The sequence below is a fragment of the Betaproteobacteria bacterium genome, from assembly GCA_009377585.1.
Classification (GTDB): Bacteria; Pseudomonadota; Gammaproteobacteria; order Burkholderiales; family WYBJ01; genus WYBJ01.
Genome location: WHTS01000180.1, coordinates 1 through 8,386, shown reverse-complemented (window position 1 = coordinate 8,386; position 8,386 = coordinate 1). Strand labels below are relative to the sequence as shown.

Sequence of the window (8,386 nt, the reverse complement as noted above, 5' to 3'; positions counted from 1 at the left end):
ATCAAAGCCGGCCAAGTATCCGTCTTCAGGCCGCGTTCAGCAGGAAATAGAACTGGCCGAGCAGGATCAGCGCCATGACCACCAGAGCGTACTTGAGCCAGCGGCGGTAGGTCTGCGCCGGCACCCGGTTGCGAATGCGGGTGCCCGCGAGCGAGGTCACGATGCCGACCACGCACAGCGGCACGGTCGAGAGCCAGATCGCATTGGGGACGTCACCGCTTGCGATCAGGGTCGAGATCTGGGTCGTCTTGCCGGTGAAGAAGCATAGGTTGAGCGCCTTTACCAGCGCGACTGGCGTCAAACCGAGCGAGAGAAAGTAGATCAGCAGCGGCGGCGCCGCGATATTGACCGAGCCGTCGAACAGCCCGCCCAGGAACCCGAACAGCGCGCCCGCCTTGTGCCGGTGCGTCCGGATGAGCTGCGACTCGCCGCGGCCGATCCAGTCGAGGCCCAGATACACGATGATCGCGAACGCGAGCAGCAGCGTCAACGGCGCCGGATCGATGACGATGAAAAGCTGCGTGCCGGCATAAGCGCCGAGCAACGCCCACAGTGGCATGCGCCACCATTCGCGCACGGTGGCGAAGAACGAGCCGCCGGCGACGATGGCGACGATCACCACCGCGAGCGTCGGCGGAACGACCAGGACGACGGCGGTCTTGATGTCGGTCACGAGCGAAATGAGCGGTGTCGCGACCAGCGGAAAACCGAGTCCGAGCGTGCCGTGCACGAGCCCGGCGAACGCAATCGCAAAGGCCACGCAAGCGATCGAAAGCACCGGCATGCTGTCGAGCGCAATCACGGTGTGTCGACGCGCTTGCGCGGAATCAGGCGGCGTCCTTGCGCGGCGTCGCGTCCTGCTTCGCCCAATAGGTCGGGGAGGCCTTCGATCGGGCCAGCGCCTCGGGCGTCTCGAACCCGGGCGCCATGGAGCCCGGCGTGCCCGCCATGACCTGGTGATGCTCGATGTCGAGCAGGCGCAGCCAGCTCTGCTGCCCCATCGTCAGCGCCACGAAGCAGCCGATCTCCACCAGCTCGGCCTGCGTGAAATGCTCGTGCATGCGCGCCCAGAACGCGTCGTCGACATTCAGGCGCCAGGTGATGGCCTCGGCATACGCAAGAGCCGCCTTTTCGCGTTCGCTGTACTTGCCCGATCGTTCGAAATTGACCAGATCGTCCACCTGCGCTTCGTGCACGCCGGACTGGGCTGCCTTGATCGAGCGCTGGTTGCCGCAGAACTCGCACTTCACGGAACGCGACACGTACAGCCGGCACAGCTCCTTGATCGCGTGGTCGCACACGCCTTCGCGGAAGATCGTTTGCCACGAGTTCGCAAAGCTCCAGAAGCAGGCGGGGACGTGCGCGCGCACCGCCGAGCTCTCCGGGCGCGGCGTGCCGTACTCGGCGCAGCGCTGCATCTCGCGCCGCATCCTGTCGTCCATCTGTTCCAGCGGCACGTAGCTGATACGCGGTGCGTTCATTGTCATGCCTCCGTCGTTGAGTGCGTTCGGCGCTCGATCGTCGATTCCGCAGCCGGCGAAAGCTCGAGTGCCCGCGCCACCGCCTCCGCGGCGTGGATCGCTTTTCGGGGCGAAAGCTGCTCGATCTGCTCGCGGCAACTATAACCCGAAGCGACGATCAGCTCATCGGCGGCTGCGGCACGCACGGCGGGCAGGAGCCCGAGCTCGGCCGCCTTCACCGACAATTCATAGCTCTCGGGGCGGAAGCCGAATGCGCCGGCCATGCCGCAGCAGCCCGAAGCAATCGGTTGGGCTGTGATGCCAACGCGACGCAGCAGCGCCATCTCGCCGCTCATGCCGAGCAGCGCCTTGTGATGACAATGGCCGTGGACACGCGCCCGAATTGCCGGTGCCTGCTCCGGCAGCCCCGGTTGGCTCTGCAGGAAGTCGCTGAAATAGACCACCTGGTCGGCGAGTCTGCGTGCCAGCGGGTCGCCGGCAAAGAGGTTGGGCAGCTCGTCCTTGAAAACGGAAACGCATGCCGGCTCCAGGCCCACGATCGGGACGCCCGCCTCGATCTCGTTGCGTAACGCTTGCATGATCTCTGCGAGCAGCGACTTGGCCATGTCGAGCATGCCGAAGTCGTACAGCGGCCGCCCGCAGCACAGCGGTCGGGTGGGCACGCGCACCGAGTAGCCGGCAGCCTCCAGCACTTGGGTTGCAGCAATGGCGGACTCGGGATGAAAGTGATTGTTGAACGTGTCCGGCCAGAGCACGACTTCACGGCCGCTCGCCGCGCGTCGCGCCCTTCTTTCGAACCAGCGCACGAACGTGGTGGAGGCGAACTTCGGGACTTTGCGCTCGGGTGCGATTCCCGCCCAGCGCTTGCCCAGTGCGCTCAAGCCCGGCGTCGCATTGACGAGGTTGACGATGCCGGGCGCGTGCGAAGCGAGCCGTGCCCAGCGATGGATCATGCCCATGCTGCGCGCCTGGCGCGGGAGCGGATGGGTTTCGTAGTAGTGCGACAGGAACTCCGCTTTGTAGGTCGCCATGTCGACCTGCACCGGGCACTCGCTCTTGCAGCTCTTGCAGGCAAGGCACAGGTCGAGCGCTTCCTTCACGTCTTCGTTCGACCACAGATCGGTGAGCGTCTCGCCGCGGAAGAGCTCGCCGAAAAGGCGAATGCGTCCGCGCGTCGAATGCTTCTCTTCGCCGGTCACGCGGTAGCTCGGGCACATGACGCCGCCTTCGAGATTGCGGCACTTCGCAACGCCCAGGCAACGATCGGCTGCGTGCGCGAAGCTGCCGAAATCGGCGGCGAACGAAAAGCGGGTCTTCGGTTCGATCGGCCGGTAATCCGGATGGATGCGCAGATTCTCGTCCACGCGGTAGGCATCCACCACCTTGCCCGGGTTCATGCGATTGCGCGGATCCCAGATTTCCTTGAATTCGCGAAACGCCTGCATGAGCTCGGGCCCGTACATGCGCGGCAGGAACTCGGCGCGCGCCTGGCCATCGCCATGCTCGCCGGAGATCGAACCGCCGTATTTGACCACGAGATCGGTCGCCTCTTCCATGAAGCGGCGCATCGCCGCAATACCTGCGTGTGTTTCCAGCTCGAAGGTGATGCGGCCGTGAATGCAGCCGTCGCCGAAGTGGCCGTAGAGCGAGGAGCGATAGCCGTACTTGTCGAGCAGTCGGCGAAACTCGCGCAGATAGTCGCCCACCCGTGCCGGATCGACCGCGGCGTCCTCCCAGCCCGCGCGCGGCTCCTCGCGCACGCCGGGGACCGCGTTGCTCGCACCGGCGCCGACCTCGCGAATGGCCCACACGACCTTCTGTTCGGCGCCCGGGTAGATGCGCGAGCCGCGCACCAGACCCGAGCGCATCTCGGAATCGACCAGCGCTACTGCGCGCGCCATTGCCTGCGCGAGATCGTCAGCGCCGAGCTCGACCATCAACCAGCCCGATCCCGGCGGCAGCAGCGCAATCTCGGCGCCCAGCAGACCCTTCTTGCCGAGATCGTCGATCAGCATGACGTCGAGCCCTTCGAGCGCCACCGGTGCATGCTCGAGGACGAAGGGCGTCCGATCGCCGGCGACGAACATGTCGTCGTAGCCGAGCACCACCAGCACGCGCACCGGCGGGCTCTCGACCAGCTTGACCTTCGCCTGCAGCACGATCGCGCAGGTGCCCTCGGTGCCGACCAGTGCGCGCGCCAGGTTGAACCCGTGGCTGGGCAGGAGCTCGTCGAGGTTGTAGCCGGAGACCCGCCTCCGGATTCGAGGAAATTCGCTGCGCACGCGCTCGGCGTGACGTTGCGCGAGCTTCGCCAATGCGGCATGGATTTCGGCTTTGCGGCCGCCCGCCGCGACGATGGCGGCGAGCTCCTGCTCGGACGTCGGGCCCACCCACATGCGGCTGCCGTCGTAGGTGAGAATTTCCAGCGCCTCGACGTTCTCGACCGTCTTTCCCGCCATGACGGAGTGCGCGCCGCAGGAGTTGTTGCCGATCATGCCGCCCAGCGTGCAGCGGCTATGCGTTGCCGGATCGGGACCGAAGGTGAGCCCGTGCCGCTCGGCCGCGTTGCGCAGGCTGTCGCAGATGACGCCGGGCTCGACCACCGCGGTGCGTGCCTGCGGATCGATGGCGACGATGCGCGTGAGGTGGCGGGACACGTCCAGGACCACGGCGACGTTGCAGGTCTGGCCGCACAGGCTCGTTCCCGCGCCGCGCATGAGGATGGGGGCATCGAATTCGCGGCACACGGCGACAGTGGTTACGATGTCGTCGATCGTGCGCGGAACGACCACACCGATCGGCACCTGGCGATAATTGGAGGAATCGGTCGCGTAGAGGGCGCGGGCGCCCGCATCGAAGTGCACCTCGCAAGCGAGTCGCGCGCGCAGGCGGGCTTCGAGCGCAGCCGCATCGAGCGGGCGCCCGGGAACGACCTCGGGTTTCATCGGGCGATTATAGCGAGCCATGCTCAACCTACCGTCGAGCGGTACCCGAGCGCCGTCATTCCCGCGCAAGCGGGAATCCAGAATCGGTCTTGTCTCACTGGGCGCCTATTTCCTGGGCTCCCGTTTGCACGGGAGGTCGCTTCCGCTATAGCGGGAGCGACGTCGCTGTCGAAACCGGACCTCGCGCAACGACTAGGGACGGTAGGATCGAGAGGCTGCGAGCCTCGCACAACCAAAAGGAGAACACCATGGCAACCAAGATCTTCGTCAATCTGCCCGTCAAGGATCTGAACAAGTCGGTCGAATTCTTTACCCGCCTCGGCTACACGTTCAATCCGCAGTTCACCGACGAGACGGCGACCTGCATGATCGTGAGCGACGACATCTTCGTCATGCTTCTGACGGAGGCGAAATTCCAGAGCTTCACACCCAAACCCATCTGCGACGCGCGCCGCAACACCGAGGTGCTGACTGCGCTTTCTTGCGAGAGTCGCAGCCATGTGCGCGAGATGGTTCAAAAAGCCGTCGCGGCGGGCGGAACGACATACAACGATGAGCAGGATCACGGCTTCATGCTGCAGCACGGCTACCAGGACCTCGACGGACACATCTGGGAGCTGGTCTACATGGAGCCGAGCGCGCTACAGTCCGGGTCTGCGTAAGGGTTCTTGCGGTGCACGGCCTGCACCGTCGGCGCTGCATTGCGGATGCCATGCACGCATGCAAAAATGGCCTGCGCCCGCCGTCACAACGCCGCCAGGCTTTCCCGCTTGCGCAGGAAACGACGGACTCCGGGCGCAGCGATCGGCTGCTCCGGTGCGCATGGACACGAGAACCTACGACTACGTCATCGTCGGCGCCGGATCGGCGGGCTGCGTGCTCGCCAACCGGCTGAGCGCGGGAGGCCGGCATTCGGTGCTGCTGCTCGAAGCGGGGCCGGCCGACCGCTCGATCTGGATCCATCTGCCGATCGGCTACGGCAAGACCATGTTCCACGAGCAGTACAACTGGCGCTTCAGCACCGAGCCGGACCCGGGGGTGAACAACCGGCGCGTGTACTGGCCGCGCGGGCGCGGCCTGGGCGGATCGAGCTCGATCAACGGGCTCATTTTCATCCGCGGCCAGAAGGACGACTACGAGCGTTGGAAGGCGGCCGGCAACAACGGTTGGGGCTGGGACGATGTCCTGCCCTATTTCATCCGCTCGGAGGACAACTGCCGCGGCGCAAGCGAGCTGCACGGCGCCGGGGGGCCGCTGAGCGCGTCGGATATCGGCGAGAAACATCCGCTGGTCGATGCCTTCATCGACGGCGCGGCCGATCTCGGCATCGCGCGCAACGACGACTTCAACGGGCGCGAACAGGAAGGCGCGGGCTACTACCAGCTCAACACCCGCAACGGCCTGCGCTGCTCGGCGGCCGGCGCCTATCTGCGGCCGGTGCGCAAGCGCAGCAACCTGACCGTCGAGACCGACGCGCACGCCACCCGCATCGTGTGCGAAGGCCGGCGAGCCGTCGGCGTGCGCTACCTGCAAGGTGGCGTCGAACACGAGGCGCGCGCGCGGCGCGAAGTGATCGTGAGCGCCGGCGGATTGCAGAGCCCGCAGCTGCTGCAACTCTCCGGCGTCGGACCCGCCGAGTTGCTGCAATCGCACAGCATTGCGGTCGTGCATGCGCTTTCGGGCGTGGGCGCCAATCTGCAGGATCACCTGCAGGCTCGCGTCATGTTCCGCTGCACACAGCCGATCACCACCAACGACGACCTGCGTCATTGGCACCGCCGGATGGCGATGGGCATGAAATGGCTGTTGTTCCGGCGCGGGCCGCTGGCGGTCGGAATCAACCAGGGCGGCGCATTCGCCCGTGTCATGCCGGATTCGAAAACACCCGACGTGCAGTTTCACTTCGGCACGCTCTCCGCCGACCTTGCGGGTGCCAAGCCGCACGATTTTCCCGGCTTCACCATGTCGGTATGCCAGTTGCGGCCCACCAGCCGCGGCAGCGTCACGATCAAGAGCCGCGATGCCTTCGAGGCGCCGGCGATGAAGCCCAACTACCTTTCCACCGAAGTCGACTGTGCGACGACGGTGGAGGGTGTCAAGCTCGCGCGGCGCATCGCCGCAGCGCCTTCGATGCAACCCTTCGTCGCCGAAGAGTATCGCCCGGGTCCGCAGGCCGACAACGACGAGGCGTTGCTCGAGTTCGTACGCAACCACGGCGCGACCATCTTTCATCCGGTCGGTACGTGCAGGATGGGCACGGACGATGCCGCGGTGGTCGATACGCGGCTGCGTGTGCGCGGCATGACGGGGCTGCGCGTGGTCGATGCGTCGGTCATGCCCGCGCTGGTGTCCGGCAATACCAACTGGCCGACGATCATGATCGCGGAAAAGGCGTCCGACATGATTTTGGAAGATGCACGGCGGGATGTCTGATCGGGATGTTCCGTGCAGGCTTGAATCCGATACACGTCATTCCCGCGGAAGCGGGAATCCAGTACAAGGAAGTTTCGCTGGACTCCCGCCTGCGCGGGAGTGACGTCCAAGCAGGAGAGTCGACATGCACTGCTGTCAGTACTACCTGGTCACGGGAGAAGGCGACCCGAGCTTCACCATCGAGCTGCCGCAGGTCACCTTCGGCGCGGGCTGCCTCGCCGAAGCCGGCGCGCACGCCCAGGCGCTGGGGCTGAGACGCGTCGGCCTCTTCACCGACAAGCGCGTAGCGCACTTGCCGCACGTCGAGACAGTGGAAACGTCGTTGCGCGCGGCTGGCGTGGATGTCGCGCGCTACGACGAAGTCCATGTCGAGCCCACCGACCAGTCGTTTCAGGCGGCGGCCCGCTTCGCCGCCGAAGGCAAGTTCGACGGCTTCGTTTCGGTGGGCGGCGGCTCGGTCATGGATACCTGCAAGGCCGCCAACGTCTACGCGACCTATCCTGCCGACTTCCTCACCTACATCAACGCGCCGATCGGCGGCGGCCAGCCGATTCCCGGCCCGCTCAAGCCGCACATCGCCTGTCCCACCACCAGCGGCACGGGCAGTGAGTGCACCGGCATCGCGATCTTCGATCTGCTGGCGATGAAAGCGAAGACCGGTGTGATGAACCGGCGCATGATCCCGACGGTTGCGCTGGTCGATCCGCTCGTCACCCGCACGCTGCCGAGGACGATCGTCGCCTCGAGCGGCTTCGATGCCATGAGCCACGCGCTCGAATCGTTGACCGCGCGCCCGCACTCGAAGCGGCAGCGCACCGGCACCGGGCCGGCGCGGCCGATGAATCAGGGCGCCAATCTGTGGAGCGACATGGGCGCGCGCGAGGCGCTGCGCCTGATCGGCCGCTACCTCGTGCGTGCGGTGAAGGACGCAGCCGACGACGAAGCGCGCGCGAACATGATGTATGCCGGCATGCTCGCCGGAATGACCTTCTCCAACGCCGGCTGCCATCTGCCGCACGGCATGTCGTACGCGGTCTCGGGGCTCGTGCGCGGCTTTCGCGCGCCCGATTACCCGGCCGGCGAGCCGATGGTGCCGCACGGCATGTCGGTCATGCTGAATGCGCCGTCGGTGTATCGCTTCACCGCCCCGGCGTGTCCCGAGCGGCATCTCGACGGTGCCGAATGCCTCGGTGCCGACATGCGCGGCGCAAGTGCGCACGATGCCGGCGAGGTGCTCGCGAAGCACCTGATCGGGATGATGCAGGCCACCGATTTTCCGGGTGGGCTCACATATATCGGCTACGGCGAGAACGACCTCGATGCGCTCACCGAGGGCGCATTTCCTCAGCGTCGGGTCATCGGCAATGCGCCGCGCGATGTGAGCAAGGACGAGCTGCGCGGGATATTTCGTGGCGCGATGAAGTATTGGTAGGCTACCAGCCCGTCCGCGCATCGAGACCACCCCGTCCGCGACAGCGTCGCGTCCCGCCCCTCCTTCGCAGGAGGGGAATGAAATACATCCCCTCC

General features: G+C 66.0%; 6 protein-coding genes. 3 read left to right on the top strand and 3 right to left on the bottom strand.

What is annotated here, in order from left to right; all coding sequences use genetic code 11:
• Positions 1-25: 25 nt before the first annotated feature.
• Genes GEV05_29310 through GEV05_29300 form a run of 3 tightly spaced genes read right to left on the bottom strand, consistent with a single transcriptional unit; the run spans position 26 to position 4,447 of the window.
• A complete protein-coding gene (locus tag GEV05_29310; protein MPZ47390.1) occupies positions 26-802 on the bottom strand; it encodes a TSUP family transporter in 777 nt (258 codons plus the stop codon).
• 25 nt (positions 803-827) lie between these two features.
• Positions 828-1,481, bottom strand: coding sequence for a carboxymuconolactone decarboxylase (locus GEV05_29305; protein ID MPZ47389.1), 654 nt, complete (start codon positions 1,479-1,481; stop codon positions 828-830).
• Positions 1,482-1,483: 2 nt separating this feature from the next.
• Complete coding sequence (locus GEV05_29300; GenBank protein MPZ47388.1) at positions 1,484-4,447, bottom strand: FAD-binding protein; 2,964 nt, start codon at positions 4,445-4,447, stop codon at positions 1,484-1,486.
• 227 nt (positions 4,448-4,674) lie between these two features.
• Here GEV05_29300 and GEV05_29295 point away from each other — a divergent pair, with 227 nt between their 5' ends.
• The 3 genes from GEV05_29295 (at position 4,675) to GEV05_29285 (ending at position 8,291) form a co-directional block, all read left to right on the top strand.
• On the top strand, positions 4,675-5,088 hold the full coding sequence (locus GEV05_29295; GenBank protein MPZ47387.1) for a glyoxalase/bleomycin resistance/extradiol dioxygenase family protein: 414 nt from the start codon (positions 4,675-4,677) through the stop codon (positions 5,086-5,088).
• Positions 5,089-5,248: 160 nt separating this feature from the next.
• Complete coding sequence (locus tag GEV05_29290; protein MPZ47386.1) at positions 5,249-6,859, top strand: choline dehydrogenase; 1,611 nt, start codon at positions 5,249-5,251, stop codon at positions 6,857-6,859.
• A gap of 124 nt (positions 6,860-6,983) precedes the next feature.
• Positions 6,984-8,291, top strand: a complete 1,308-nt coding sequence (locus tag GEV05_29285) for an iron-containing alcohol dehydrogenase (protein ID MPZ47385.1) — start codon at positions 6,984-6,986, stop codon at positions 8,289-8,291.
• Positions 8,292-8,386: the final 95 nt, after the last annotated feature.

Bases quoted from the DNA above. Each gene is read 5' to 3' on its own strand.
- GEV05_29305 (MPZ47389.1), bottom strand. From the start codon at position 1,481: ATGAACGCACCGCGTATCAGCTACGTGCCGCTGGAACAGATGGACGAC.
- GEV05_29300 (MPZ47388.1), bottom strand. From the start codon at position 4,447: ATGGCTCGCTATAATCGCCCGATGAAACCCGAGGTCGTTCCCGGGCGC.
- GEV05_29295 (MPZ47387.1), top strand. From the start codon at position 4,675: ATGGCAACCAAGATCTTCGTCAATCTGCCCGTCAAGGATCTGAACAAG.
- GEV05_29290 (MPZ47386.1), top strand. From the start codon at position 5,249: ATGGACACGAGAACCTACGACTACGTCATCGTCGGCGCCGGATCGGCG.
- GEV05_29285 (MPZ47385.1), top strand. From the start codon at position 6,984: ATGCACTGCTGTCAGTACTACCTGGTCACGGGAGAAGGCGACCCGAGC.